Raw genomic sequence first — 25762 nt, 5'->3', positions numbered from 1 at the left:
TGAGGGGTGCCTGATTGAGGGGGGCCTGACTGATAAGTGGCGGTGTGGTGCGCGGTCGACCGGCTGGTGATCGCCACACCGGCTGCTGTTTCGTGCGGGGTGTTCATCTTCTCGCCTGCCTTCACTTTCCTTCGCTCGCCTGCTGACGACCACCAGATGCAAGCTCCCCGTCCATTCGTGACATGGGGTCGATGTGACCTGCGACACGGTCGAGTTGCGGCGTGGCCAGGGGGGTGGGAGTGGCACAGGGGAGGCGGCTGAGACGTCCGAAGTGCGTTGTCAGTGGCGGGAGTTAGGCTCCGATCATGGTGACTGAGATGAGTGATATGCAGGACGAACGGCCCGGAGAAGACCCGGGGGAGGGGGGCAGGAACGGGACCGACAACGGGTCGGATGAGGTGTTGCCGAAGCTGGGCAGTCATGCCGTACTGACCATGAGTTTCCCGCCGTTCCCTCCTCCGGGCGGGTCGGACGAGCCGGGCCTGGTGCCGCATGACCCGGTGCGTGCCCGCCAGGTCGTTGAGGAGCTCGGCACCGTGGAGGAGGTCCTGGAGCAGCTGCCGGACCGCCCCATCGCGGACCTGCCCTATCCGGAGGTGCGCGCCGATCTCGAACTGGTCGCGGTCGGATGCTGGGGCAACGTCGTCCACATCATCGAGCCGGCCCTCGGCAGTGACCTCCTTACGGATGCCATGACGGAGGAGGTCCGAAGGCAGCGTGCGCGGCACCCGGAGGCCCGGATCGTCGGGTCGGTCGACATGGACTACGGAAACAGCTTCCTCGAAGACGTGGTGGACCTGCCCGGCGGCGTGGAGTCCTACGCCGGGGGATGGGACTGCGATGACGAATGGGATGTCGTCGGCGATCCGGAAGAGGTGTTGCGCGCCATAGGCATCGACCGTGAGGCGGCAGCGGAAGCGGGGTTCGACCTCGACGAGGAGCCTTGCGACCGTGTCTGGTCCGATCTCGGTGTCCTCGCCATCTGGGGACTCCCGGGCGGTCCCGGCGTCGGCCCCGGTGCCGGGGGTCGGCAGGTTTCCGTGTTCCGCGTCCGTCGCACCTCGGGGGCCGCATTCGACCTGGAGGAGGTGTGGTTCGGGCGCTGATGTGGATGACCCTGGACCAAAGGGAGTTGGACGGATGGCCCATGCCCCAACGGACGCTGGCTGCAGAGACGATTTCGGCCGACCCGGCGCTTCCGTAGGTTCGTTGCGACCACCACATGCATCACTTCCGCAACGGAGGAACCTTTATGCCCACCCGCACCGCCAGCCGCCGCCTTGTCACCGCGGCCATAGCCGTCGGCGCCTCCGCGGCGATCCTCGCTCCCACGGCGCATGCCGCTGACGCCTCCGAGGTCGTCGCGAAGAAGCCCGCCAAGCTCACCGTCGCGTCGTACCAGGCGTACCTGAAGAAGCTGAAGACGCCCGAGGCGAAGAAGACCCTCAAGGGCTTCAGTGCACTGACCGGCGGTCAGAAGGCGACCTTCGTCAAGGACCTGCAGAACCGCAAGATCTACGAGGCTCTCGTCGCTCAGGTGGAGGGGCGGATCGGTCGGCCGCTCACCCTCATCGACCCGTACAACAGCGAGGTGCGTGTCGTCACCAAGGCCGCCACCTCGGTGGGCAAGGACAAGCGCCGCACCACCACCGTCCGCTTCACCGTGACCGAGGAGATCTTCAAGATCCCGGTCACCTCCGAGACCATCAGCATCGCCTACCCGACCGCCGGCAACGGCCCGAAGCGGGCCACCGCCACGGCCAAGGTCTCCAACGTCAACGCGGCCATAGCGATCAGCCACAACCGCGTCAGCGTCAAGGGCTACGGCGCCCAGACCTACTGGTCCGCCGAGCCGCAGGTGTCGTCCTTCGGCAAGGCCGTCTACAAGAAGGAGCACGTCCTCGGCTCCAAGGTCACCTACCGGGCCAGCCTGACGAACAACGAGGACTGACCCGCGGTCGAGCTCCTGGCTCCTGGGAACGGTCACTTCCCTGGGAACCGGGGCACTGTGAGGCCCAGGACGCCGCGTCCTGGGCCTCACGCCCGGGCGAAGGGCCCGACACCCCGTGATGGTGGCGACACCCGGTGAGGGGGATGGTGCGGGCGATGAAGTGATGTTAGGCAGTTCATTGACTGCCGCAAGTGGATTGCCTACTGTCGATTCTCCGTCGCCAGCCGCCCACGGAGTCCTCATGACATCGCCAGGCCCCGGTCATCGCGCTCATCGCACCCGCCGCCCCCGAACGGCGACCGCAGTGCTCGGCTGCTGTACGGCGCTGGCGGTGACCGCCGGCTGCGGGAGCTCCGACGGGGCGGGTGCCGGGGGCGCCGATGCCACCCAGGCTTCCCATGGCGCCACCCACCCGGGTCAGGCTGCCCATGCCGAGCACTACACAGGTGAGCTCGCGGACGGTGCGCAGTGGATCGCTGACGTGCCCCAGGACTTCAACGGCACGCTGATGCTGTTCTCGCACGGCTTCGGACCGCTCCAGGCGCGGAACGCCCCCGATCCGAAGACCCGCGACGCGCTCCTCAAGCGGGGCTATGCGCTGATCGGTTCCTCGTATTCCGGTAGTTCCCTCTGGGCGCTGAACGTCGCCGTGAAGGACCAGTTCGACACCCTCAGCGCGGTGAGGAAGAAGGTCGGTGCGGTGCGCGAGCCGAAGCGCACCCTTGCCTGGGGGGAGTCGATGGGCGGGCTGATCAATGCGCTCGTCGCGCAGCGCGGCCGGGGCCGGGTCGACGGTGCGCTCTCCGCCTGCGGAATCCTGGCGGGGGGCATCGACTTCAACGAGTACCAGACGGATGGCGACTACGCGATCAATCAGCTCCTCGTCTCCGGCAGTTCCGGCAGTTCCGGCGGCTCCGGCGGCTCCGGCAAACAGATCAAGGTCAGCGGCTTTTCCTCCGACGAGGAGGCCACCGCTTCCGGGAAGGCCCTCGCCGACGCCGTCCGGCGTGCCCAGTCGACAGTGCGGGGCCGCGCCCGTACGGCGCTCGTCGCGGCCCTGCGCAACCAGCCCAACTGGTCCAGCGGCCGGCAGCCGCCCACCGTCCACGACTACGAGGCACGCGAGGAGCAGCAGGCCGAGGGGCTCGTCAGGATGTCCCTCCCCTTCACCCTCGGGGCGCGCTATCAGGTGGAGAAGGCCCAGGGCGGACCCGTCTACTCCAACGTCGGCGTCGACTACGCCCGGCTGCTCCGGCACAGCCGCGATCTCCCCCAGGTCCGCGCCCTCTACAAGAAGGCGGGCCTCGACCTGGACCAGGACCTGGCCAAGCTCACGCGCAACGCCCACACCGAGGCGGACCCGGACGCCGTACGGAACATGGAGCGCACCGCCGTGCCCTCCGGCCACCTCGCCGTACCGCACCTCACCCTGCACACCACGGACGACCCGCTGAACCCGGCGCCCCAGGAGAGCGAGTACGCCCGCACGGTGCGCAGTGCGGGCGACGGCAGCATGCTGCGCCAGACATACGTGCACGCCACCGGCCACTGCACCTTCCGGCCCGGCAACTGGCTCGCCGCGCTGAACGCCCTTGAGCACCGTCTGGACAGCGGCAGCTGGGGATCGGCCACCGAGCCGCAGAAGCTCAACCAGGCCGCGAAGGAGGCGGGGGAGGGCAACTACCCCGCGTTCCTCCGCTACACCGCTCCGGAGCTGGTCGGTGTCCGGGAGCGCGAAACGAAGGCGCACGACACGAGGGCGCACGACACGAGGGCGCACTGATCGCAGACGTGCGCGCGAACGCGAACGGCGCGCGAAGACGATGGCCGCAGTCGGCTCGTACCGCCAGGTCACGCACTGATCGGCGAGGATTCGGAGCGGGCTACGGTGGACCGCGTGAACACGGAAGAGTCGCTGCGGCCCCAGTCCCTCATGCTGACGTTCCTGGGGGACCAGGTGCTGGGGCGGGACGTCTGCGTGTACTCGGGCAGCGTCATCGACGTGTTCGCCCGCGCCGGGATCGGTGAGCAGGCGACGCGTTCGACGCTGACCCGCATGGTGAACCGCGGCCTGCTGCGCCGCCAGCGCGAGGGCCGCCGGATGTACTTCGGTCTGACCGAGTACTCGGCGGCCGTGTTGCGCGACGGCGAACGGCGCATCTGGCAGACCGGTGCGGTGAACCGGGAGTGGGACGGCACCTGGACCCTGCTCGGTTTCTCGCTGCCCGAGTCCTGGCAGCGCCAGCGCCACGACCTGCGCGCGAAGCTCGCCTGGAGCGGCTTCGGACCGCTGTTCAGCGGCCTGTGGATCGCACCCGGTGAGGTGGACGTGTCGTCGCTGGTGGCCGAGCTCGGCCTGGCCGCCCATGTGAAGATCTTCCGGGCGCACGCCGACACCGGTATGGACATCGGCGCGATGATCGAGGAGACCTGGGACCTGGCCGAACTGGCCGGGCATTACGAGGGGTTCGTACGGCGCTGGCAGCCGTGGGAGACGCGGCTGCCGGACGACGCTTCCGCTGCCTCCGGAAGCGGGGAGTCCGCTCTTGCCTCTTCGCCCTCCTCCGGCCGGGAGGAGCCCCATCTCGCCGCGCTCGCCCTGCGGCTACGGCTGCAGGCCGAGTGGCTGCAGGTCATCCGCCGCGACCCGCGCCTGCCGGTCCGGCACCTGCCGGACGACTGGCCGGCCGAGCAGGCCGAGAAGACGTTCCGGGCGGTGTACGACCGGCTCACGCCGCTCGCCCAGGGCGCCTCGGAACGCCTTCTCGACCTCGTACCCGTACGGCCCGACCAGGTGTAGAAGCCCCTACCCGCCAGTCAGGTGCAGAAGTCCCTACACCCGCGATCAGGCGTAGAAGCGGGACAGGCTCTGCAGTACGGCCGCGGGCTTGGTTCCGTTCTCGATCTCGATCGTGCCGTCGACGGTGATCTGCACTCCGCCGGCCACGTCCTCGACCTCGGCCAGCCTCCCGGCCAGCCGGATGCGGGAGCCGACCTTCACCGGTGCGGGGAAACGCACCTTGTTGAGGCCGTAGTTGACCTTCGTCGTGACGCCCTGGACGTCCAGCAGCTCGGTGAACAGCGGGATGAAGAGGGAGAGGGTGAGGTAGCCGTGGGCGATCGGGGTGCCGAAGGGGCCCGCGGCGGCCTTTTCCGGGTCCACATGGATCCACTGGTGGTCGCCGGTGGCGTCGGCGAAGGTGTTGATCCGCTCCTGGGTGACCTCGATCCACTCGCTGGTGCCGAGGTCGCTGCCCGCGAGCTTCTTCAGTTCGTCGATGCCGTTGACGGTGATGCTCATAAGTGGCCTGTTCCTTGAGGGAGTTGGTCAGTTGCCGTAGTGCTCGCGCACCCGGGACTTCAGGAGCTTCCCGGAGGCGGTGCGCGGGAGTTCGTCCGCGACCACCACCGACTTGGGGATCTTGTATTTGGCGAGCCGCCCGGTCAGCGAGGCCAGCGCCTCGTCCGGGTCCAGTGCGACGCCGTCGGCGGGTACGACGACCGCGCGGGGCACCTCGCCCCACCTGTCGTCCGGAACGCCGATCACTGCGCATTCGGCGATGCCGGGATGAGCGAGCAGCAGGTCCTCGATTTCGGCGGGGTAGATGTTCTCCCCACCGGAGATGATCATGTCCTTGATGCGGTCGACGACGTACACGTACCCGTCCTCGTCGACCCGGGCCGCGTCCCCGCTGCGGAACCAGCCGTCCGCGAAGGAACCCGCCGTCTCCTCGGGCAGCCCCCAGTAGCCGGCCATGACGTGTGGCCCACGGACGACGACCTCACCGGTCTCGCCGACGTCGACCGGCGTGAGGTCCGGACGGACCACCCGTACGTCGCTGAAGAAGTGCGGCACACCGGCCGAACCCGCCTTGTCGACCGCGCGCTCGGCGTCCAGGAACAGCGTCCCGGGCGCCGCCTCGGTCATGCCGTAGCCCTGGAGGAAGGTCAGGCCCCGCTCCTGATAGCGGGCGATCAACGGCGTCGGCACCGGGGAGCCGCCGCAGTTGAGGATTCGCACGCTGGACAGATCCGCGTCCGCCCAACGCGGATGCCGCGCCACCTGGTCGAACATGGTCGGCACCCCGAACATGAAGGTGATCCGGTGCCGTTCGATCAGATCGAAGGTGGCCTCCGGGTCGAAGGCCTCGACGAGCACGCAGGTGCCGCCCTTGAGCAGTACCGGAAGGGTGAGCATGTTCAGGCCGGCGGTGTGGAACAACGGGGCCGAGACCAGGGCCCGTTCGTCGGCGGTCAGATCGGTGTCGACCAGGACGTTGAGCGCGTTCCAGGTCAGATTGGCGTGGGTGAGCATCGCGCCTTTGGGGCGGCCGGTGGTCCCCGAGGTGTACATGATGAGGCAGGTGTCGTCGGCGGTGACCGGCTCGTCGATCGGCACCGCGGGGGCCGCGGCGAGCAACTCCTCGTAATCCGTGCCGACTTCGAGGTGGGTGCGCACATCCGTGACTCCCGACAGATCGCCGACGAGCCCGGCGTGCGCGGGGCCGAAGACGAGGGCCTTGGCGCCGGAGTCGGCGAGCTGGTAGGCGAGTTCGGGCCCGGAGAGACGGGTGTTGAGCGGGACGAAGACCGCGCCGAGGATGCCCGCGGCGAACAAGGTCTCCAGGTAGGAGGGGTGGTTGGGGCCGAGATAGGCGATCCGGTCGCCGCGCCGGATGCCGCGGTCGCGCAGCGCGTGCGCGAGGCGGGTGGTGCGCTCGTGCAGTGCGGCGTACGTGGTCGCGGCGCCGCCGTGGATCAAGGCGGTGCGGTGCGGGGTCTTGCGGGCCCGGCGTGCGGGCCACGACCCCAGTCCCTCGTTGCGCATCGATGGCCCCTTACGGCGTGGTCAGCCCGAGCAGGCGGGCGGCGTTCTCCTTGAGGATCTTCGGCCGCACCTCGTCCTTGACCGACAGCTTCGCGAAGTCGGCGAGCCAGCGATCGGGAGTCAGGACGGGGAAGTCGGAACCGAACAGGACCTTGTCCTTGAGCAGGGTGTTCGCGTACTGCACGAGCTGCGGCGGGAAGTACTTCGGCGACCAGCCGGACAGGTCGATGTGTACGCCCGGCTTGTGGGTGGCGACGGCGAGGGCCTCGTCCTGCCAGGGGAAGGACGGGTGGGCCAGGATGATCTTGAGATGGGGGAAGTCGGCGGCGACGTCGTCCACGTGCAGTGGGTTGGAGTACTTGAGGCGGATGCCACCGCCGCCCGGGACGCCCGCGCCGATGCCGGTCTGGCCGGTGTGGAAGAGGGCGATGGTGCCGGTCTCCTCGATGACGTCGTAAAGTCCGTACGCCATACGGTCGTTGGGGAAGAAGCCCTGGATCGACGGGTGGAACTTGAAGCCCTTCACCCCGAACTCCTCGACCAGGCGGCGGGCCTGGCGCACGCCCGCCCGGCCGCGGAACGGGTCGATGGAGGCGAACGGGATCAGGACGTCCGGATGGGCGGCGGCCGCCTCGGCGACCTCCTCGTTGGGGACGGGCTCGGTGCCGGTCGCGGACTCGGCGTCGACGGTGAAGACCACCGCCGCCATCCTCCGTTCACGGTAGTACGCGGCCATCTCCTCCAGGGTCGGCTTCCGCTTGCCCTCGATCTTGAAGTACGTGGCGGAGGCGTCGTGCAGGTCGTCGTCGAGGGAGGAGTGGCCGTGCGAGGACACCTCCGCGTGCGTGTGGACGTCGATGGCTTCCAGTGCGCTGATGTCCATCACGCCTCCGGGATCCGGGGTGCGGGGATGCCGACCGTCTGGAGCTCGGTCCCGACCGAGGTGGGCCAGGCGTCGGCGAGCGCGTCAGCGGTCCAACCGCCGTCCGCATAGGCCGACGTGATCTCCTGTGGATGCGACCAGAGGGTCAGCCGGTCGCCGCCGATACCGATCGCCTGCCCGCTGATGCCGCGTGCCGCCTCCGAGGCGAGGAACGGGACGAGGGCCGCGCAGTCCGCGGGCGTGCCGAAGCCCTCGCCCTTCCGCAGGAAGTCCGGCAGCGGCTCGCCGTTCTTCATGGCCTCGATGTACGGGGCGAACGCCGGGATGGTCTCGGTCATCGCGGTGGCGGCCACCGGCACGATCGCGTTGACGGTGATGTCCGCCCTGGCCAGCTCCATCGACCAGGTACGGGCCATCGCGGCGATACCGGCCTTGGCGGCGGCGTAGTTCGTCTGCCCGAAGTTGCCGCGCTGGCCGGCCGGAGAACCGACCAGGACCAGCGTGCCGCCCTCGCCCTGCTCGCGCATGCGGACGGCGGCGGCGCGGGCGCAGGTGAAGGTGCCCTTGAGGTGAGTGGTGAGCACCGTGTCGAAGTCCTCGTCGGTCATCTTCCACAGGACCTTGTCGCGCAGGATGCCCGCGTTGGTGACCAGGACGTCCAGCCGTCCGAACTCGCTCACGGCGCGCGCCACCAGACGGTCGGCGGCCTCGGCCGTGCCGACCGACACCACCTCGGCGACGGCCGTGCCACCCGCTTCGGCGATGGACTTCACGGCTGCTTGCGCCACGTCCTCGTCCACGTCGTTGACGACGACGCAGGCGCCGTGGGCGGCCAGTGCCCGGGCGTAGGCGAGTCCGAGGCCCCGGCCGCTGCCGGTGATGACGGCGGCCTTGCCGGTGAGATCGATGGTGGGCACGTACGAGTCCCTTCGTAGGGGCGCCTGCACGGCGCTCGAGGTGCGACGTCGAGATCGAAGGTAGGAACAATGATTGTTGACGTCAATAGTTGTTGCCGACCGACGCGATGCGTCACACTGGGACCAGCACCCTCAACCCGCCCCCTGCCCGGGGCCCTGACCAGGGAGTCCGTCATCGCCCGCCAGTCGCGCACCAAGGCCCCCGTCCCGATCGACGCGCACGAACCATGGATGCGCGGACTGCACGCGGATACGGGCTACCTCCTGTACCGGCTGGGGCTGCGTTCCGGGCAGCTCTTCAACGCCTTCCTCCAGGAGTCGGGCGTGCGCCTGCGGCACTACGCGCTGCTGCGTTTCCTCGCCACGACGGAGGGGGCTCTGCAGCGCGAGCTGAGCGCCCGGCTCGGCTATGACCCCAGCGCGATCGTCGGTCTCGTCGACGATCTGGAGAAGCTCGGCTTCGTCGAGCGCCGGCCCGCCCCCGACGACCGCCGCAGCCGGATCGTCGTGCTGACGGAGGAGGGGCGCGCCTTCCTCCGCGACACCGACGCATCGGGACTGCGGGTGACGAACGAGCTGCTGGATCCGCTCAAGCCGGCCGAGCGGAAGACGCTGCACGAGCTGCTGCTGCGGATCGCGGAGGCGGGGTTGGAGTGATCCCCGACAGGCAGCGGCAGCAGCCGAAGCCCGAGCACGAGCGCGACCGCGCCGTCCGGCCGTGCTCGCGCCCGGTGCCCTGCGGCCGGTACCGCACCCCCGCGGCGGTACCGGCCTGACCGGCAGTGGTCGTGCAGGGCAGGTCCCGATCCTCGCCGAGCCCGGCAGCGGACGTCGTTGGTCTCGGACGCACACTCGTTGGCGCGGAACGCACTGTCGGTCCTCGGCGTCCCCGGCGTCCCTGCACACTGTCGGCCGTCTCGAGGCAGCGCCGTCCAGACCTGGGAGCAGGGAGGCATCCAACCGTCATCGACATGTCGAGTTCCCCGTGCACGATCGACCGGAGGCGCACCTTCATCGTCGAGCGCCTCGGCGATCCCGAACTGGGCCCGGAGGTCATCGCCGCCGCCCATCAGATCTCCCTGCGCTACCTGCACCGCGTCTTCCAGCAGCAGGCCACCACCCCCATGGCCTTCATCCGGCAGCAGCGCCTCGACCGCTGCCGCCGTGACCTGGTCAACGCCGCCCTGTCCCACCTGACCATCCACGCCATCGCCACCCGCTGGGGCTATCCCCAAGCCGGACCGCTTCTCCCGCGCCTTCCGGACGGCGGTGGGGATGTCGCCGAGCGAGTACCGGGTGGCCCTGCGGACGGCTCCGGCGGCGGGTGAGGCGGTGGGTGCTCGATGAGTGCCCCATGGGTCCCCCATGAGCGCCGCGTTCAGAGCTGGGGCCGGGCGGCACCGAACCGGGTGTCCTCACCCAGCGCGATCTCCTGCGCGAACGCGGCGTACGAACTCGGGTTCACCAGGGCGTCGGAGGTCGGGATGGTGCTGTAGCGGGGCATGGTGCGGCCGTTGATCACGGCCCGGTCCTGCGGCGCTCCGGCGATCACCTCGCCCGACCACTCCGGTACGTCGATGCCGGCGTCGAAGCGGAAGTGGCTCGCCTCGTGGATCAGCGCCGCCGCCCGGCCGTTGGGCCCGTGCAGGGTCGAGAACTCGTCCCCGATCTCGGTCAGTGTGCCCGGCGTGGTCGTTGCCGCGAACCCCAGGTTCGCGGTCCACTTGAACTGCTCCGGAAGCGCGGTGAGCCGTTCGCGGATCTGCCGGAGCCGGTCGCGGACGGTGTTGACCACGGTCGTGTCCGGGGATCCGGTCATGAAGTGGTGCCCGAACGCCGTCAGGGTGGCGGGATCGAGCGGCGTCGCGGCGGCCGCCGTCTCGGCCGCGCCGATCCAGTCCAGCGCGAGCTCGATGGCGGGTCCGGCGTCGAGCAGCGGGAAGAGACCGTTCCACTGCCCGACGACGTCGGCCGGGTCGGTGACGGTGTTGTCGACGACCTCGCCGTTGAAGTCGTATCGGCAGTAGACCGGCGCATTCACGACGAAACCACCGCTGGAGGTCCGTCGGCCGTCCCGGTTCACCATGGTGGTGACGGTCCGGAACAGGTACGCCTTGGTGCTGAAGGCCCGCAGGCCGGTGATCTCGCCGTCCAGGTCGCGGGTGAAGTCGCCGCTGGTGTGCCAGTTCGGTCCGATCGGCTTCGGGTAGCCGGTCGAGGCGGCGTTGGCCGGCCAGTCGAAGCGCACGTAGTCCGGGCCGTGGAAGAAGTAGGCGAAGCCGCTCTTGACCCCACCGCCGGGGAAGACGGCGTCAAGCGTGGTCCAGTCGGACGGCAGGAACCAGTTGTCCGCCGTCGAGGCGGGGTCGCCGTCCGGCTGCAGCCCGACCAGCTTGATCCGCTGGTAGTTGCCGCCCTGGAAGACGTACTCGAAGTCACTGAAGGCCTGTTGGCCGAGCAGCGCGCCGTCCAGGTCACGGTCGAACGGTGCGGGGAAGAGCGGTTGAACCGGCGCACCCGCGGTGACCACGTGGTCCGCTGCCCAGTCGTAACCCACCGACCAGCCGCCGGCGAAGACGACGCTCAGGCTCGGGTCGGCGTCCGGCGTGGGCAGCGCGCCGGCGATGCGAACGGTGGAGGACATAGCGATCCGCCTGGGGGAGAGGGGCAGGTGGGGGAGAGGGGCAGGGTGGTGGGCCGGGACGTCGTCCGGGTCAGGGGCGGCACGGCGGCTCCCTTTCCACGCTAGACCCCCGGCCGCGGGCCCGCACTCGGTCGCCGCCGGCTGCGCTCGCCGACAACTCGACGGGATGTCACCGTGGTTGGAGAGGTCGCAGTCGGGCTCGGACGCCGCGGGGGTCCGCCGGCACGTCGACGCGGCGGACAGTCAGGCCGATGCCGTGCAGCAGAACGCCGACGCGGCGGCCGCCGCCCAGCAGACCCTCCAGGGCCTGGCCTCCGGTCTCAACGACGCCTGGAGGGACTACACCGCCCAGCACCCGCCGGACTTCGGTTCGGTGACGCTCGATGACTTCAAGCAGTGGTTCCTGGGCAATTGGGGCGACCCGCCCGACAACCCCGCACAGTCCCCCTCGTCGTCGCTCCAGAGCATGATTGCGGCCGTCACCGGTGCGGCTGACGACGTGTTGTCCCCGTTCGACGTCGGGATGTCGCACCCCATCCTGGAGGCCGACGAGGTCCCGGGCGAGACCTCGTCGCTGATCGGGGACGCGTACCCGGCCGCCCTGGCCGATGCGGCGACGGAGCTGTCCGGCCTGGTCGTCGAGGAGGAGTGACGGCTGTCAGCGCCAGGCACCGCCGCGTCGCCGGCCGCCCTCCCGCTCCCCAGTGGCGGGCCTCCACCACCGGAGTGAGCATGGAAGAGAGGTGAAGGCGCCTCTGCCGCACCTCACCGGTCGCACGACCTCTTCACCACTCTTCACCACTCCCATGAGCTCGGGTGAGGCGTTCCCCATGTCATTCCGTACCCGTCGTCCTGTCTCCCTGAGGCTCGGGGAAGAACTGCGCAACCATCCCGATGAGGGGGAGGGCCGGCACGATGACCACGGCGGCGAGCGCGGCGACCGCGCCGGCGGCGGAGGAGGGTTCGGGGGCGGAGGCTTCGGGGGCGGCTTCGGGGGCGGTGGGTTCGGCGGGGGCGGCGGTGGCCCCGGGGGTGGCGGCTTCGGCGGAGGCCCCGGGGGTGGCGGTTTCGGTGGTGGGGGCCCCGGTGGCGGGTTCGGCCCGCCGCACGGCCCGCATCCCGGCCCGCCGCACGGTCCTGGCCCACATCCGGGCCCTGGCCCTGGCCCCGGTCCGCATCCGGGCCCTGGTCCTGGTCCGCATCCCGGGCCCGATGGGCCCCCGGAGCCCCCTCCACCGCACGAGGTGGACGTCGCGGAGGGGCCGTTCCGAGTAGTGCGGCCGGCCGACATGCTCGTCGTCGACATCGCACTGGTCAACCTGCACTTCGTCAGTCACCACCTGGAGCGGCGGGACCGGAATGAGCCCGCGTTCGTCCTCGTGGGGCTGCCGCCGCAGCATGTGCTGGAGGAGGTCCCCGGGCAACTGCCCGCCAGCGCCCTCGGCCCCATGAAGGCATTCACCGCCGGCTCGACCCGCCTGGCCTTCTCGCTGCCGGCCGATACCCCGAGCCTGGAACTGTCCCTGGACGCGCTGCTCGACTGGGCGAGCCTGGTGCCGATGATGGTGCCGGTGGGTCCGCAGAGCCCGGACCCACCAGGATCGACGATCTTCCAGGGCATCCCAGGAAGCGTCATCGAATTCCCCACCCGTTTGCTGCTCACCTACAACGAACCAGTGGACTGGATCGGCCGCACCCAACCCCAACAGGCCGACGGGCGCACTGCGTTGTGGCACGCCCGATTGCAGTCGCACAGTCGACGGGACGGTGACGTCCAGCTGCGGGCCTTCGCGACGACCGGGGGCCAGGGGGTGCTGCCCGGGAACAGCCCGATCCGTCCCGAGAACCTGGCGGACCTCGTCACCCTCACCAGTCAGATCATGCTGGTCCCACCTGGCGACGTGCCCATCAAAGTCCCCAGCGCGCCGTTGCACGCCGAGCAGTTCATCGTCACGCCTCAGGGTTCCTCGGTCCACCTGCACGGTGCATGGGGGAGTCCGCCCGATACCGAGGTGGAGAAAGAACGGTACAAGAAAGTCGGGCGTCACCTCCCCAGCCTGGTGGCGTACGACCACATCACGGGCCTGGGACGGGACCAATACATCCGCGTCGTCGACCACGGATGCTTGTGCACAGGTCATGAAGCCTTGGACGTGACGGAGACCAGGCGCGTATTCATCGCTCGGCCGGACGACGGGATCGTCGCCTACCTGCAGCAGGACGAGTACATCGTCGTCAAGCAGCCGGAGGTCCAGTACGGAGCCGAAACCGGCTTCCCGCACGCAGGACGCGAAATGCCCTTCCGCTCGCTGCGCATCACCGATCGCGTCACCCCTCTGATCGCACCGCACGACGAAAACCCCGACGTCTTCTGGATCCGTCTCCGTGACTCCCTCAAGGACTTCGAGTTCACCCTGATCGGCACAGACAGCGAGGGCCGTAAGGTCAGTTTCACGATGCCGCTGGTGTTCGTGAAGGACGGAACGCTCGACGAACAGAAGCGCTTGGCGGAGGCGTACGACACGCACAAAGAACCCACACTGGGCGACCGGCTGCAACGCTCGATGAACGGCCAAGTGATGGCCATGGCACAGCCGCCCGTCGACGCCCCCGGCAGCACCAGCCACGCGGTCGGGACCCTCACCTTCGGACTCGGCAGCTTCGCGCTCGGCCCCCAGGGTGGCAGTGGCACCCCCGTTGTGGGCCAGCCTTGTGTGCGCGAGGCGGCGGTACGCGTCCCCGCCGTCGAGCAGTTCACCCCGAAGGGCGGTGATCTCCAGGTCGTTTTCAACCCCACGTATCTCCAGCAGACCATGGAGGGACATCCGGCAGGCGCGTACCTGGATCTGCAGACGGCGCTCAACCTCACCTTCGGGGCCGAGCAGGCCGGCGGACTCTCCAGCCCCAACTCCGCGGTGAAGACGATCACCAGCCGGGCGGGCGTCGTCCCGGACGTCTTCGCCACGGACGGCACCGGGGCGGTCGTCGGCGCGAAAGACATCGACACCATCAAGAAGGCCTTCGGCGGGGCCCAAATTCTCGGCATCGACCTCAGTACGTACCTGAAGGGCCTGGTCAAGGACAACTTCGACACATTGCGTCAGCTCGGCGACGAGGAGATCGCGGCCATACTCAAGGACGCGAAGGGCCAGCTGCCGGCCCCCGTGCTGCGCATCCGCGACCTGATCGACGGCCAGGGCAAGGAACTGCGGTATGTGTGGAAGCCTCCGTTGGATCCGCCGAGGGTTCCGCCCGACAACAAGCCGGACCCGGACGCCCTCCTCGATGTGTCCAAGGCCTCACTGGTCCTGGACGCCCGCACCGTCCGCTCCAAGGACGCCGTCGACCAGGCCACCGTGGACGGCAAACTGACCAACTTCGCGATGAACTTCTTCGGTATGGCCCGAGTGGAGTTCGCCGAACTGAAGTTCAGCACCGGCCCGGGTAAGAAACCCGAGGTGTCGGCCTCCGGTGTGGAGCTGAAGTTCAGCAACGAGCTGGAGTTCATCAACACCCTGCGCACCGCCTTGCCCGCCGACGTCTTCGGTCCCGGCGCTTTCCTGGACGTCCAGCCCAGCGGTATCCGCGCGGGCTACACACTCGCCGTGCCCGCCATCCCGCTCGGCGGCTTCATGCTGTCCAACCTCGCGCTGGCGGCGGCGGTGGAGATTCCCTTCGACCGCAGGCCGGTCTCTTTCCGCTTCTCGGTCTCCGAGCAGAAGCACCCCTTCAACGTCACGGTCTCCTTGTTCGGGGGTGGCGGCTACTTCTCCATGCTGGTCGACACCGGCGGCGTGCGGGAGGTCGAGGGTGCCCTTGAGTTCGGCGGCAGCGCAGCACTGGACCTGGGGGTCGCGAGCGGCGGCGTGTCGGTCATGGCGGGCATCCACTTCCTGTTCGCCGACGGTGACGTCACGCTGGGCGGATATCTGCGGTGCAACGGATTCCTGACCGTGCTGGGCATTGTCACGGTGTCCGTGGAGTTCTATCTGGAGCTCAGCTACGAAAAGCACGACGGTCAGTCGGTGGTCCGCGGCCGGGGCACCCTCACGGTCAGCGTGCGGATCGCCTTCTTCAGCAAGTCCGTCAAGCTCGAACTGGAGCGGAGTTTCTCGGGCGCGCCGGGTGACCCGACCTTCGCCCAGTGCATCTCGAAAGAACATGACTGGCGCGAGTACTGCGCGGCGTTCGCCGCGTGAGCCACGGGAGACGACCATGGGCTTCGAACAGCACAGCAGCTGGACCGTTCTCCCCGACGGTCTTTCGAAGGACGGCACTCAGGCCACCGTGTCGGTGTTCATCGCCCCACGATTGGTGACCACCGACGCGACGACGACGCGCACCACGCTGGGACCGCACTTCCCCGATTTCCTTACCTGGACGGAGAGGGTCGCGGCGGCCACCTTCGATTTCGGCACCGGGGAACGTACTTCCGCAACCTCGGCGCCCTTCGTCACCGGTCTGAAGCCGTTGGGCCCGCCTCCCGACACCGACCTGTGGAAGAGCCTCTTCGGCACGAACACGCCGGTGGACCCCTACGTCTTCGAAAGCCACACCGACCCGGACAAATTCCACACCTACTCGGCGAACGAAGTGCGCACGTTCACCAAGGAAAGGTACGTGGCGGCAGCCAAGATGTCGCCCGAGACAGCGCCCTCCACCAGGGCGCTGCTGCGCGCAGAGAGTGACGCCTCAACCGGCATCAGGGACGTGGCCACGGGGACCGGCGACCCCGCCGCGGACGACGAGCCGCCCATGCCTCCGCAGCTGATCGCGCTGCACGACTTCCACACGCTCGACATGCCCCCCGTCGCCACGCTCGCCAATGGAGAGCCGATCCGGCGGCCGCGTCCGCCCAAGCAGGATCCCGACTTCCATCAGATGCTCACCTCGCTCGGTGACCATCCGAAATTGCTCCGGGCCCTCGGCCTCGTCCTTGACTTCGTCCTGCCGACCAGTCTGCTTCCCGTCTCCTCGGGCGAGCGGATCCTGACCGTCACCCCGCACTGGAAGCCCGCACTGGGGGATCGTTCGCACGATGTGGCCCCTCGCACTCGTTACGTCTTCCTCCCGGACCGCCGTGCCTTCGTGGCCGGGGCGAAGGCCCTCACGGACGAGGAGCCGCTGCCGCCGCCGTCCGGCGGCCTGGTGGCGGTGGCAGAGAAGTTTGCGCTCGAGCAGGCCGACATCGACGGCGCCGCGCGCAAGATGCTCTCGCCCGCCAAGGACGCCACCGGACTGTCCCCGGTGCGTACCCACGGGATCTCGTTGGTCAGGGGTGGGCGTCTGGACAGCCTCACGGAGGATTTCACGCGGGCGGTCGAGCATGACGGTGCCTTCGCCCGCGTGGTCGAGCAGCAGAAGAACGGGCAGGGTTCGCCGGGTCCGCAATCTCCGGGGGGCGCCGTCCCACACGAAGGTCAGGAGCCCGAGGCGCCGCCCGAACTGGTCGCCGAGGACCTGATCCGCGGCCACCGGATGGACATCTGGGACGACGAACGACAGAGGTGGTTCTCCCTGCACGAGCGCGTCGTGGAGTACCGGCAGCCACACGGCGGGCCGGTCCTGCTCACGGCTTCGGACGAAGGTTTCTTCCAGGCCCATCTGGCCTCACCGCCGAGCGACGCCAACAACTCCGACCACCTCTACGTGCCCGAGCAGTTGGTCACCTGGGATGGATGGTCGCTGTCCGCGCCCCGGCCGGGCCTGGTACTGGACATCGACGAGGGGTCCGTCAAGGACCACCGCCCTCCCAACCAGCCGAAGCCGCTCAACAACACGGCGCAGACGCAACTGCCGCTGGAGATCACGCCCAAGCCACAGCCGGGCTCGCTGCCCATGCTGCGGATCGGCCACCACTATCGCGTACGGCTGCGCACGGTCGACCTGGCGGGCAACGGCCTGACCAGGGAGGAGGCCGACGCCGTCCTGAAGGCGGAAACCGCCGCCGCACCGAAGGACGCAGCGGCCCTGATGCTCCCCGGCGGGGCCGGACTCCAGCCCTTCCAGAGGTTCGAGCCCGTCCTGGCGCCGGCCATAGTGCCCAGATTTGCCTTCGAGGAAGGCGCCTCGGCCTTCCGGATGGTGATCCGGAGCAGCCCGGGGGCCGACCCGCCCCCGGCCGGCGCCGGAACGGGAGTCACGGTCCACCTGGCCAATGTCCAGTTCGGTAAGAAAAACGACGAGGTGCGCATCGTCCAGCAGGCCCTCGTGGACAACGGACGCTCCCTTCCGCACGGCGCGGACGGAGTCTTCGGCAACGAGACCAAGGCCGCGTACGCCGAAGAACAGCGCGCCCAGGGCTTCACGGGTAGCGACGCCGACGGCGATCCCGGCTGCAAGTCCCTCACCGAACTCGGCCGCAACAGGGGCTTCGCCGTCGACTGTGGCACTGGCGGCACCGGAACCAGCGCTGCGGCCGGCACCGGAGCCGGCAGGACAGCGGAGCAGTATGCCGCGGACTTCAACCGGTCGTCACTGGTCACCGCGGAAGGACACGGTCCATACCGGGGGACCGACGAACGCCATGTGGTGGCGCCGAAGGCGTCGCTGCAGTGCATCGAGCGGCATGGGATGCTGGACGGGGCCATCGGGTCCACGGATCAGAACGCGCAGGACGCGGCCTACGATCTGGCCACACGGGAGAGCGGCTCGTTGAGCGACAGCTCCTCGACCCAGCAGGACGTGCGAGCGGAGCCGATCAAGTCGCCGGCGGCGGACCCCGACAACCCGGTGAACACCGTTCTGCACACGGGTGAGCAGGTCGAACTGCCCTACCTTCCCGACCCGCTGTACAGGGGCGCCGTCTTCCTGGATCTGCCGGGTATGCCCGACGGGGAGCCCTTCCCGGTCCCCTCGGACGGCGAGGTCTGGCACCGCCCCCGATCCCTGCGGCTGCGGCTGGCCGAAGGCACCGCCCCGCCCCGCTTCGACGAGGCGTCCCGGGTGCTGACCGTATCGCTGCCGAAGGGGGTCGTGGCGACCGTCCGGGTGTGCTCCAGGATCGACTTCGACGAGAAGATCATGGGCATGGCCGGGTGGTGCCGGGAGCAGGAGTCGGTACCGAGGCTCGCGTCCGAGACGGAAGGGGACGTGGCGGCGAGGAGAGCGGCGGAGTCACGGAGAACCGATGACACGCTGGCCCTGGCCGCAGCCAGCCGGCACTGGATGTTCACCCCCTGGCACGAACTCACACTGGTCCATGCGGTCCAACAGCCCCTGAAATCACCAGTGTTGACCCTTATGCAGTCGGCGATCCCCCGTGCCTCCGGAGCGACGGCCGAGCACCTCGCCGGCTCCGTCGCGCTGGACGAGGGCACTACGGACCGGATCGACCTGATCGCCGAGTGGACCGAGGTGACGGACGCCGGCGCCGGGGGCCGCAGCGAACGCGAGATGGCCGCCCCGGTGTTCGATCTGCTGACGGCGAGGGCGAGTCGAAACGGCGTCCCCGGTGCCGAACCTTCCCTCCTCCAGAACGGGGTCCTGACCTTCAGCACCCAGGCGGCGGAGGACAAGGCGAAGGCGGACGCCGCAGCCGCCGCCGCGGCCGCGCAACCGGGAAAGCCCCCCGACCCGACCGCCCCGCCCCAACCCGCGAAGCATGAATTCGGCGACACCAAACACCGGACGGTGCGCTACCACCCGGTGGCCGGAAGCAAGTTCGCGGACTACTTCCCACCGCAGTTCGCCACGCCCGGCCAGAACGTGCTGACCGTAGAGGGGAAGGCGCAGGAGCACTCGGTGCCGAGCAGCAAGCCCCCCATGGCGCCACGGCTGCTGTACTGCGTGCCCACGCTCACCCTGGAGCACGTCGGCGGGCCGCCCGGTCCCATCGTCCACCAACGGCGCGGTCGCGGAATCCGGGTGTACCTGGACCGCTCCTGGTTCTCGTCCGGAGACGGCGAACTGCTCGGCGTCGTTATCGGCGAACCGCCGGGAGGCGACCCCGCGTCCGCACGGGACTCCCGGGTGACCCTGATGGGCCGCGACCCCATCCACCGTTCCGCTCCGGTCTTCGCACCGACCCCGGAGATGTTCACCAACGCGGAGCGGCAGTCCGGCCCACTCTCCCTTCCCACGCCGTCGGGCCCCCTCCCGGTCACGGTCGTCGGCTTCACCCCGCAGTTCGAAGCTGCCACTCCCAAGCCCGGCGAGGACGAGAACAAGGTCGGCCGCTGGTTCTGCGACCTGGACCTGGACACCGGGGACGCCTGCTTGCCCTTCGTGCGGCTCGCCCTGGTCCGCTACCAGCCGGAATCGATCCTCGGAGCCGAGATCTCCAAGGTCGTCCTCGCCGACCTGGTGCGCACCCTGCCCGACCGCGAACTGAGGGTCACGCCCGGCGATCCGCTGTCGATCAGCCTCACCGGCCCCTCCTGGGACCCCACCGGCTCCCTGCCGCCGAGTGTCACCGCCACGCTGCAACGCCGGAACAGCCTGGTCGACGACGAGGACCTCGGCTGGGTCACCCTCGAAGACACCACCACCCAGCTCACCTCGATCGACGCGGAGTCCTCCCGAACGCCCTTCTACACGGGTCAGATCCCGATACCGCCCGTACGCCGCGGAGTGCCGCTGCGCCTGATGGTCCTCGAAACCGAGGGCATCCGCCCCGACGGCTCCACCCCGCCCACGACCCCCGGCCCGGTGATCTACTGCGACACCGTCACCCTCCCACGCAGACCGGGCGGCCCGGGCGGCGACCACGACGGGCACGACCATGACGGGCACGACGGGCACGACGGGCACGACGGGCACGACGGGCACGACCATGACGGCCACGACGGGCCGGGCGAACACGGCGGTGGGCCCGGCGGTGGGTTCGGTGGCGGGTTCGGCGGGTTCCCTCACCGCTGACCTGCGGCGAAACCCGCTTGGTGGATCCGGGGCCGGCGGTGATGCTCCCGGGCATGAGCAGAATCGCTGAAGTGATCGTGCTGGCGCAGGACGCGGACGAGGTCATGGAGCCGCTGACGCGGTACGACGACTCACGTAGCTGGAAGGGCATCTTCTACGCGATGTCGCCCGGCGGCAATTACGGGTTCGGCTGGGGTGCCGAGTTCGTGCGGGTGGGCAGTAGAACCGGGTTGCTGAGACATCTGGAGTCCTTGCCGTGGCCCCGGCCGGAGACCGTGCAGGTGCTGATACACGACGAGGAGGACGACTGCTTCGGGTTGTGGATGATCCACGACGGGAAGCTGGTCGAGATCCCCCTGCCGCGTACCCGGCGGGCCTACTGGAGCGGGCCGTACGACGATCCGGGGGACCCGCCGGACCCGGGAGTCCTCTGCCGGACGGACAGCCGCCCCATCGAGTGGCCGGAGGAGAACGAGGGCGGCGACCGGTCCAGGCCGCCTGCCTGGTGAGGACAAGGAGCGCGGGGTACCGGCCGACGGGGCCCCGAGCCGGGGCCGTCCTCAGCCCGCCCAGCGTCCGGTGAGGAAGGTCAGCGCGAAGACCGTGGTCAGCGGGGTGGCGAGGGCGAGATAGAGGGAGTGGAACCGTGGGGTGCGCAGGCTGCGGGCGGCCAGTGCGATCCACAGCGGCCACCACAGGAGGGTGGCGCGGGGGATGGACATGTACCAGTACGAGGTTCCCAGCGCGCACAGGCTGAGGGCGAGGTAGAGGGCCTCGGGCCAACGATGCTGACGGAGCATCAGGCCGAGCAGGAGCAGACCGATGAGCATGGCGGCGATTTCCGCCTGGAACATGAAGCCGTAGCCGGTTGTCTGGGCGTGGCCGAACGCGTGGTGCCAGGTGTGGGACCAGGCTTCCCACGGGGTGTGGAAGACGCGGTACCAGCCGCGTTCTTCGGCGTGCTTCCAGGCCATCCAGTCGCCGGTGTGGGAGTGCAGGTACCAGCTGTAGAGGACGGCCGGCAGGGCGGGCAGGGCGAGCCACGGCAGCGGGCGCAGGTCCCGGCGGGTGCGGACGCACAGGAAGAACTGCAGGGCGAGCGCGGCGGCCAGGAAGAGGCCGCTGATGCGCACCGTCGTGGCCAGCGCGGCCAGTGTGGTGGCGAGCGGCCAACGGCCCTGCCGGGCCGCGAGCCAGGCGGGCAGCGCGAAGGCGAGGAAGAGCGACTCCGTGTAGCCGACGGCCAGGAAGATCGCGCAGGGGGAGACCAGGAGGAACAGTACGGCGCGCCGGCCGGCGTCGGGATCGGGCAGGTGGAGCCGGGTGATGCGGGCCAGGGCCAGCACGGCGACGGCCCCGGAGACCAACGAGATCAGCAGTCCGGCCGCCGTCCAGTCCGGTACGACGACATGGACGGCGCGGACCAGCATCGGGAACCCGGGGAAGAACGCCTCCCGGTTGTCCCACCCGTTCTGCCACGGCCCGCCGCCGTACGGGAAGTAGCCGTCGCGGGCGATATGGAGGAAGTGGTTCCAGTCCCAGCGCTCGAAGGGGGCGAGGACGGGGCCGGGGTCATGGGCGTCGGGGGTGGACGGGAACAGCCAGCGCGCGCAGTAGGCAGTGATCCAGACGGCTATTCGGGACAGCGCGTACAGCCAGAGGATCTCCCGGTCGGCGCCGCTGAGACGCAGTGCCGGTTGTCCGAGGAGACGCCGCCGCACACGGTCCGGCGCCGTGGCCGCGCGCCGACGCCGCGGGTGCGGGGACAGCGGCGCGGGCCGCTTGGGGACGGCGGGCGCGCGCGCAATCCGGGCGGCACAGCGGGCATTTCGGGCTCCTTGGGGTGTGTGGGGGCGCGCGGGATCGCCCGGTGGCGATCCGCCGGGTCACGGGGAATGCGGTGGCTCGGGTCAGGGCGGCGTGGTGGCGGATCCGGTCGCGCTGCCCGTCGCGGTCGCGCTGCTCGTGCTGGACGGCGGAGCCGTACGCTCCGGGTAGGTGTGCTGCCGGGCGGGCGGACCGCCCGTCGGCCCGGTGCTGGGCGTGCCGTTCCGCGTCCCCCGGCCGGGGGTCGGCACGGTCGGAGGCTGGGAGGTGGGCGCAGGCTTCGGCCCGTTCGGCGACGGACTGGTCGCCGGTACGTGCGGCGCCGGCCGGCCGGGCAGCAGCGCGACGGCGCCGGCCGCCCCGCCACCGATCACCAGGCAGACCACCGCGGCCAGTCCGGCGATCCGCCGCTGCCGGCCCCGCCTGGCGCGTTCGGCGATGTGGGCGACCGGTGCCGCGGAGCTGTGGTCCTGCCCGGCCCGGGCCGCTTGCTGGAACAGGGACCGCAACGGGTCCTGGGGCTCAGTCACCGGGGACCTCCTCGATGCGCGGATCCTGCAGGCGGTGAGCGAGGGCCGACCGTCCGCGGGTCAGATGGGTCTTTACGGTGCTCGCGGACAGCCCCGTCTCACCGGCGACCTGCTCGACCGTGAGATCGCACAGGTAGTGCAGCGTCAGGATCCGGCGCTGCTGCGCCGGCAGCTCACGCAGCGACTCCACCAGCGCCACCTGTTCCGGCCCGGGCCCCTCGACGTGCGGTGGGGAACCCCTGCGTTTCCAGGCATCGGCGGACCGACGCCGGAACCGCCACCGGCTGACCGCCAGCCGCCAGGCAACGGTGCGGATCCACGCCTCGGGCTGGCCGTCCCGGTCGAGCTGCCGACGCCGGCTCCAGCCCTTCACGAACGCCTCCTGCACCACGTCCTGCGCCTCGTGCAGGTCGCCGAGCATCACGTACAACTGCCCCGTGAGCCGCGCGACCGTCTGGGCGTAGAACGTTCGAACTCCTCGACGGTCAACAGCCACTCCCGGATCTCTCGCTTCACCGGGCATACGCCCGGCAGCGGGCTCCCGGTCGACACCGAGCCGAAGAAACAAGTGTGAGCGTCCCCACGGCGGTGGACGGAACCGGACGGTGCGCAACTCCCGTCTTCCTATGAATGCGCGGAGGGCTGCGCGAACTGCGCGAAGTAGCCGCGCGACGTAGTGGAGAAGCTCCAATCCAAGATCGTAATCGCTGTGCCCGCCGATGTGACGGTCCGTGTCCGTGCCGGTGGAGACTTGCCCAGGTCCGCAAGGTGCGCCGGCCACAAGGTGGCCCGGTCAGGCCCGGCGCCGCACCTTCACGTCCGAATGACCTAAGGACTGACTCATCGTGACCGAACGCGTCATCACCCCACGTCATCGCGGCTTCCTCTTCCTCGACTCCCACCCGGCCGGCTGCCGGCGCCTGGTCGAGGACATGTGGCAGGCCACGCTCGGCCCCGCGGCGCCGCCGACGGGGGACGGCCCGGTGGCGCTGGTCATCGGTTCATCCGCCGGATACGGGCTCGCCGCCACCCTCGCCGGCCTCCGGCGGGCCGGGATCCGCGGCATCGGCGTCTGCTTCGAGAAGGGCCCGAGCGAACGGCGTACCGCGACGGCCGGCTGGTACCGCACCGCCGCGACCGCCGAACTCGCCGCCCAGGCGGGGCGGGACATGGTCTTCCTGAACGGCGACGCCTTCGCCGACGAGATGAAGGAACAGGTCGCGGACCTCCTCAAGCAGCGGTTCGGCGGCCGGCTGGACCACCTGATCTACTCCGTCGCCGCGCCCCGCCGCACCGACCCCGACACCGGGACCCTCTACGCCTCCGTGCTCAAGCCGATCGGGCAGGCCCACCGCACCAAGACGCTGGTCTTCGACGACCAGGGCGCGGGCGAGGTCAAGGAGGTCGAGACCCAGCCGGCCGCGGGCGACGACATCGAGCAGACCGTGGCGGTGATGGGCGGCGCCGACTGGGAGCGGTGGATCGACCACCTCGCCGACCGCGGCCTGCTCGCGGACGGGTTCACCACCGCGGCCCTGTCCTACATCGGGTCCCCCCTGACGGCCGCGATCTACCGGCACGGCACCATCGGCGCCGCCAAGGCCCATCTGGAAGCCACCGCCCGCACCCTGACCGAGCGCCTGGAAAAGCTCGTCGGCGGTCGTGCGATCACCTCCGTCAACGGCGCCGCCGTCACCCAGTCCTCCACCGCCATCCCCGGCATCGCCCTGTACGTCGGGCTGCTGCGCGGCGTCCTCGGCGAGGGACTGGTGCCGCCGCTCGCCCAGCTGACCGACCTGTGGGACCGGCTCACCGGCGCCCGTCCGCTCGACCTGGACGACGACGGCCGGGTACGCCTCGACACCTGGGAGCTGGCCCCCGACGTCCAGACCGCCGTCGCCGAACGCTGGCAGGCCGCCACCACCGACACCATCGCCCAACTCGCCGACCTCGACTGGTTCCACGGCGAGGTCCAGCGCCTCTACGGCTTCGCCGTGCCGGGCGTCGACTACACCGCGCCCGTCGCCACCGATGTTCCGTGGCCCCGCCACACGCCCTGAACCCCGACCGGCGGCCGGTGGGCCGGGGCACGCGATCACCGATAGGCCGGTGGGGGTGAGGCGGCGGCGATCAGGTGGTCGACGACATCCGGCAAGCTGCGCCGGCGCTGATGGGCGAGGCGTTGACGGTCGGCGCCATTGCCCACGGCCCGCAGCCGTGACCACCCGAACCGCACCAACCCGAGATCGCCGTACGCGCGCAGGGCGGGCCGGATCCACGTCAGGAGCCGGTCCACCCGAGCCCCGGCCGGGACGAGGTGGCTGGTGGGCAGGTCGACGCTCTGCCCGGACAGGCCGTCGCGGGCGGCTCGCCAGCAGGCCGCGCGCAGCAGCTCCGGCCGCGGACGCGGTGCCGGTTCTCCTGCGTCGACGGCCTTCAGTGCGGTCGCGACCATGGCCCTGACGATGGCGGAGAACAGTACGGTCTCGTCAGCGGTGGCAGCCGCGTCGGCCACCCGGACCTCCAGGGTCGGCACATGGCTGGACGGCCGGATGTCCCAGTACAGGCCGCCCCGGTCCATGACCGCTCCCACCTCGATGGCGCGGCCGACGAGGTCGTCGAAATGGGCCGGGGACTCGAAGTACGGCGGAGGACCGGAGATCGGCCAGCGGGCCAGGGTCATCACGCGCCAACTGGCGTAGCCGGTGTCCCTGCCGCTCCAGTACGGCGAGTTGGCCATCAGGGAGATGAGGGTGGGGACCCAGGGCCGCAGGTGGTTGCTGACCTGGAGCGCCCGGCCCAGGTCCGCGATTCCCACGTGGATGTGGCACGCGCAGGCGGTCTGCTCGTCGTCCAGGGCGCGGAACGTCGCGACGCTCTGGGCGTACCGGGGCCCCTCCGTGATGGGTGGCGGAACCGATTGCCCGAGGACGGGCGCACCGCTGGAGACCAGGCGCAGTCCCTGACGTCCGGCGGCATCGGCGACCACGGCCCGCATCGACCGGATCTGCTCCCCGAGTTCCCGTACGACGGTGTGCGGTTCGGTGCGCGCCTCCACCTGATAACACGTCAACTCCGTGCCCACCCGGTCCCCGAGCCCGGCGGAGGACGCCTGCGCCACCACCTTCTGCGCCTGCGGGCTCACTTCCCGGGTCACCGGATCGACCAGTAGGTATTCCTCCTCCACCCCCAGGGTCAGCGGGCTTGCGGCCGCTGCCGCGGTAGGGGGCCGGCCGCGGCCGACGGGGACGGGAAGGTGGCGGTTCGCTTTCGCAGGGCGGTCAGCTTCGCTCTCCACGCGCCCATAGTGCACGAGAAGGGAC

Annotated in this window: 20 protein-coding genes and 1 pseudogene; 11 read left to right on the top strand and 10 right to left on the bottom strand. The window is 70.0% G+C overall.

Translation table 11 applies throughout. The features are described 5' to 3' along the window. Positions 1-317: 317 nt before the first annotated feature. The 4 genes from V2J85_RS07225 to V2J85_RS07210 all read left to right on the top strand — a co-directional run bounded on the left by V2J85_RS07225 (position 318) and on the right by V2J85_RS07210 (position 4751). Positions 318-1106, top strand: a complete 789-nt coding sequence (locus tag V2J85_RS07225) for a DUF6333 family protein (RefSeq protein WP_261957707.1) — start codon at positions 318-320, stop codon at positions 1104-1106. A gap of 146 nt (positions 1107-1252) precedes the next feature. Beyond that, positions 1253-1951 carry a hypothetical protein gene (locus tag V2J85_RS07220; protein ID WP_261957708.1) on the top strand — a complete coding sequence of 233 codons (699 nt, stop codon included), beginning with the start codon at positions 1253-1255 and terminating at the stop codon, positions 1949-1951. Between the two features lie 241 nt (positions 1952-2192). After that, on the top strand, positions 2193-3734 hold the full coding sequence (locus tag V2J85_RS07215) for an alpha/beta hydrolase (RefSeq protein WP_330820966.1): 1542 nt from the start codon (positions 2193-2195) through the stop codon (positions 3732-3734). 114 nt (positions 3735-3848) lie between these two features. Next, a complete protein-coding gene (locus V2J85_RS07210) occupies positions 3849-4751 on the top strand; it encodes a PaaX family transcriptional regulator (protein ID WP_330820965.1) in 903 nt (300 codons plus the stop codon). 45 nt (positions 4752-4796) lie between these two features. Here V2J85_RS07210 and V2J85_RS07205 read toward each other — a convergent pair whose 3' ends face one another. From V2J85_RS07205 to V2J85_RS07190, 4 genes are read right to left on the bottom strand one after another with little or no spacing between them, the layout of a single operon-like run. Further along, positions 4797-5252, bottom strand: coding sequence for a MaoC family dehydratase (locus V2J85_RS07205; RefSeq protein ID WP_261957711.1), 456 nt, complete (start codon positions 5250-5252; stop codon positions 4797-4799). A 27-nt stretch (positions 5253-5279) separates the two neighbouring features. Then, positions 5280-6779, bottom strand: a complete 1500-nt coding sequence (gene menE, locus V2J85_RS07200; protein WP_330820964.1) for an o-succinylbenzoate--CoA ligase — start codon at positions 6777-6779, stop codon at positions 5280-5282. A 10-nt stretch (positions 6780-6789) separates the two neighbouring features. Then, positions 6790-7662 carry an amidohydrolase family protein gene (locus V2J85_RS07195; protein ID WP_330820963.1) on the bottom strand — a complete coding sequence of 291 codons (873 nt, stop codon included), beginning with the start codon at positions 7660-7662 and terminating at the stop codon, positions 6790-6792. Next, positions 7662-8579 (bottom strand): SDR family NAD(P)-dependent oxidoreductase, encoded by a 918-nt coding sequence (locus V2J85_RS07190; protein WP_330820962.1) that lies wholly within the window; start codon positions 8577-8579, stop codon positions 7662-7664. The genes V2J85_RS07195 and V2J85_RS07190 overlap by 1 nt, the downstream gene beginning before the upstream one ends. A 231-nt stretch (positions 8580-8810) precedes the next feature. Here V2J85_RS07190 and V2J85_RS07185 point away from each other — a divergent pair, with 231 nt between their 5' ends. Both V2J85_RS07185 and V2J85_RS07180 read left to right on the top strand, forming a co-directional pair. Then, the gene (locus V2J85_RS07185) at positions 8811-9236 is read left to right on the top strand and encodes a MarR family winged helix-turn-helix transcriptional regulator (RefSeq protein WP_261957714.1); all 426 of its coding nucleotides are present in this window, start codon (positions 8811-8813) and stop codon (positions 9234-9236) included. 314 nt (positions 9237-9550) lie between these two features. Further along, positions 9551-9907 (top strand): helix-turn-helix domain-containing protein, encoded by a 357-nt coding sequence (locus tag V2J85_RS07180; RefSeq protein WP_261957715.1) that lies wholly within the window; start codon positions 9551-9553, stop codon positions 9905-9907. A 50-nt stretch (positions 9908-9957) separates the two neighbouring features. Here the strand turns inward: V2J85_RS07180 and V2J85_RS07175 are convergent, their stop codons facing one another. Then, on the bottom strand, positions 9958-11223 hold the full coding sequence (locus tag V2J85_RS07175; protein ID WP_330820961.1) for a hypothetical protein: 1266 nt from the start codon (positions 11221-11223) through the stop codon (positions 9958-9960). A 178-nt stretch (positions 11224-11401) separates the two neighbouring features. Between V2J85_RS07175 and V2J85_RS07170 the strand changes: the two genes are divergently transcribed. Continuing rightward, entirely contained in the window at positions 11402-11875 is a 474-nt protein-coding gene (locus V2J85_RS07170; protein ID WP_330820960.1) for a hypothetical protein, read from the top strand. A 181-nt stretch (positions 11876-12056) separates the two neighbouring features. Here the strand turns inward: V2J85_RS07170 and V2J85_RS07165 are convergent, their stop codons facing one another. Next, positions 12057-12401: a hypothetical protein gene (locus V2J85_RS07165; RefSeq protein ID WP_261957718.1), complete on the bottom strand. Its 345-nt coding sequence runs from the start codon at positions 12399-12401 to the stop codon at positions 12057-12059. A gap of 66 nt (positions 12402-12467) precedes the next feature. Between V2J85_RS07165 and V2J85_RS07160 the strand changes: the two genes are divergently transcribed. The 3 genes from V2J85_RS07160 to V2J85_RS07150 are packed head-to-tail and all read left to right on the top strand — an operon-like array spanning position 12468 to position 20591. Further along, complete coding sequence (locus tag V2J85_RS07160) at positions 12468-15422, top strand: hypothetical protein (protein WP_330820959.1); 2955 nt, start codon at positions 12468-12470, stop codon at positions 15420-15422. Between the two features lie 16 nt (positions 15423-15438). Then, positions 15439-20082, top strand: a complete 4644-nt coding sequence (locus tag V2J85_RS07155) for a hypothetical protein (RefSeq protein ID WP_330820958.1) — start codon at positions 15439-15441, stop codon at positions 20080-20082. 53 nt (positions 20083-20135) lie between these two features. Next, positions 20136-20591 carry a hypothetical protein gene (locus V2J85_RS07150; RefSeq protein ID WP_330820957.1) on the top strand — a complete coding sequence of 152 codons (456 nt, stop codon included), beginning with the start codon at positions 20136-20138 and terminating at the stop codon, positions 20589-20591. 51 nt (positions 20592-20642) lie between these two features. On the opposite strand, the gene V2J85_RS07145 is transcribed toward V2J85_RS07150, so the two are convergent. From V2J85_RS07145 to V2J85_RS07135, 3 genes and pseudogenes are all read right to left on the bottom strand, one after another. Next, positions 20643-21803 carry a mannosyltransferase family protein gene (locus V2J85_RS07145; RefSeq protein WP_330820956.1) on the bottom strand — a complete coding sequence of 387 codons (1161 nt, stop codon included), beginning with the start codon at positions 21801-21803 and terminating at the stop codon, positions 20643-20645. 189 nt (positions 21804-21992) lie between these two features. After that, entirely contained in the window at positions 21993-22439 is a 447-nt protein-coding gene (locus tag V2J85_RS07140) for a hypothetical protein (protein ID WP_330820955.1), read from the bottom strand. After that, positions 22432-22928, bottom strand: a pseudogene (locus V2J85_RS07135) (SigE family RNA polymerase sigma factor). Before V2J85_RS07135 ends, V2J85_RS07140 begins: the two are co-directional and overlap by 8 nt. A gap of 356 nt (positions 22929-23284) precedes the next feature. Here V2J85_RS07135 and fabV point away from each other — a divergent pair. Beyond that, complete coding sequence (gene fabV / locus V2J85_RS07130) at positions 23285-24499, top strand: enoyl-[acyl-carrier-protein] reductase FabV (protein WP_330820954.1); 1215 nt, start codon at positions 23285-23287, stop codon at positions 24497-24499. Positions 24500-24534: 35 nt separating this feature from the next. On the opposite strand, the gene V2J85_RS07125 is transcribed toward fabV, so the two are convergent. Further along, positions 24535-25737: a carboxylate-amine ligase gene (locus V2J85_RS07125; RefSeq protein WP_315975512.1), complete on the bottom strand. Its 1203-nt coding sequence runs from the start codon at positions 25735-25737 to the stop codon at positions 24535-24537. Between the last annotated feature and the right edge of the window lie 25 nt (positions 25738-25762).

The sequence above is a fragment of the Streptomyces bugieae genome (assembly GCF_036352915.1).
GTDB lineage: Bacteria > Actinomycetota > Actinomycetes > Streptomycetales > Streptomycetaceae > Streptomyces > Streptomyces endophytica.
This window is presented reverse-complemented; position numbering and strand designations above follow the sequence as displayed.

Excerpts from the sequence above, each read along its gene's own strand:
- V2J85_RS07180 (WP_261957715.1), top strand. The coding sequence starts at position 9,551 with ATGTCGAGTTCCCCGTGCACGATCGACCGGAGGCGCACCTTCATCGTC.
- V2J85_RS07175 (WP_330820961.1), bottom strand. The coding sequence starts at position 11,223 with ATGTCCTCCACCGTTCGCATCGCCGGCGCGCTGCCCACGCCGGACGCC.
- V2J85_RS07215 (WP_330820966.1), top strand. The coding sequence starts at position 2,193 with ATGACATCGCCAGGCCCCGGTCATCGCGCTCATCGCACCCGCCGCCCC.
- V2J85_RS07205 (WP_261957711.1), bottom strand. The coding sequence starts at position 5,252 with ATGAGCATCACCGTCAACGGCATCGACGAACTGAAGAAGCTCGCGGGC.
- V2J85_RS07165 (WP_261957718.1), bottom strand. The coding sequence starts at position 12,401 with ATGCGGACCGGGGCCAGGGCCAGGGCCCGGATGTGGGCCAGGACCGTG.
- V2J85_RS07155 (WP_330820958.1), top strand. The coding sequence starts at position 15,439 with ATGGGCTTCGAACAGCACAGCAGCTGGACCGTTCTCCCCGACGGTCTT.
- V2J85_RS07195 (WP_330820963.1), bottom strand. The coding sequence starts at position 7,662 with ATGGACATCAGCGCACTGGAAGCCATCGACGTCCACACGCACGCGGAG.
- V2J85_RS07220 (WP_261957708.1), top strand. The coding sequence starts at position 1,253 with ATGCCCACCCGCACCGCCAGCCGCCGCCTTGTCACCGCGGCCATAGCC.
- menE (WP_330820964.1), bottom strand. The coding sequence starts at position 6,779 with ATGCGCAACGAGGGACTGGGGTCGTGGCCCGCACGCCGGGCCCGCAAG.
- V2J85_RS07225 (WP_261957707.1), top strand. The coding sequence starts at position 318 with ATGAGTGATATGCAGGACGAACGGCCCGGAGAAGACCCGGGGGAGGGG.
- V2J85_RS07150 (WP_330820957.1), top strand. The coding sequence starts at position 20,136 with ATGAGCAGAATCGCTGAAGTGATCGTGCTGGCGCAGGACGCGGACGAG.
- V2J85_RS07185 (WP_261957714.1), top strand. The coding sequence starts at position 8,811 with ATGCGCGGACTGCACGCGGATACGGGCTACCTCCTGTACCGGCTGGGG.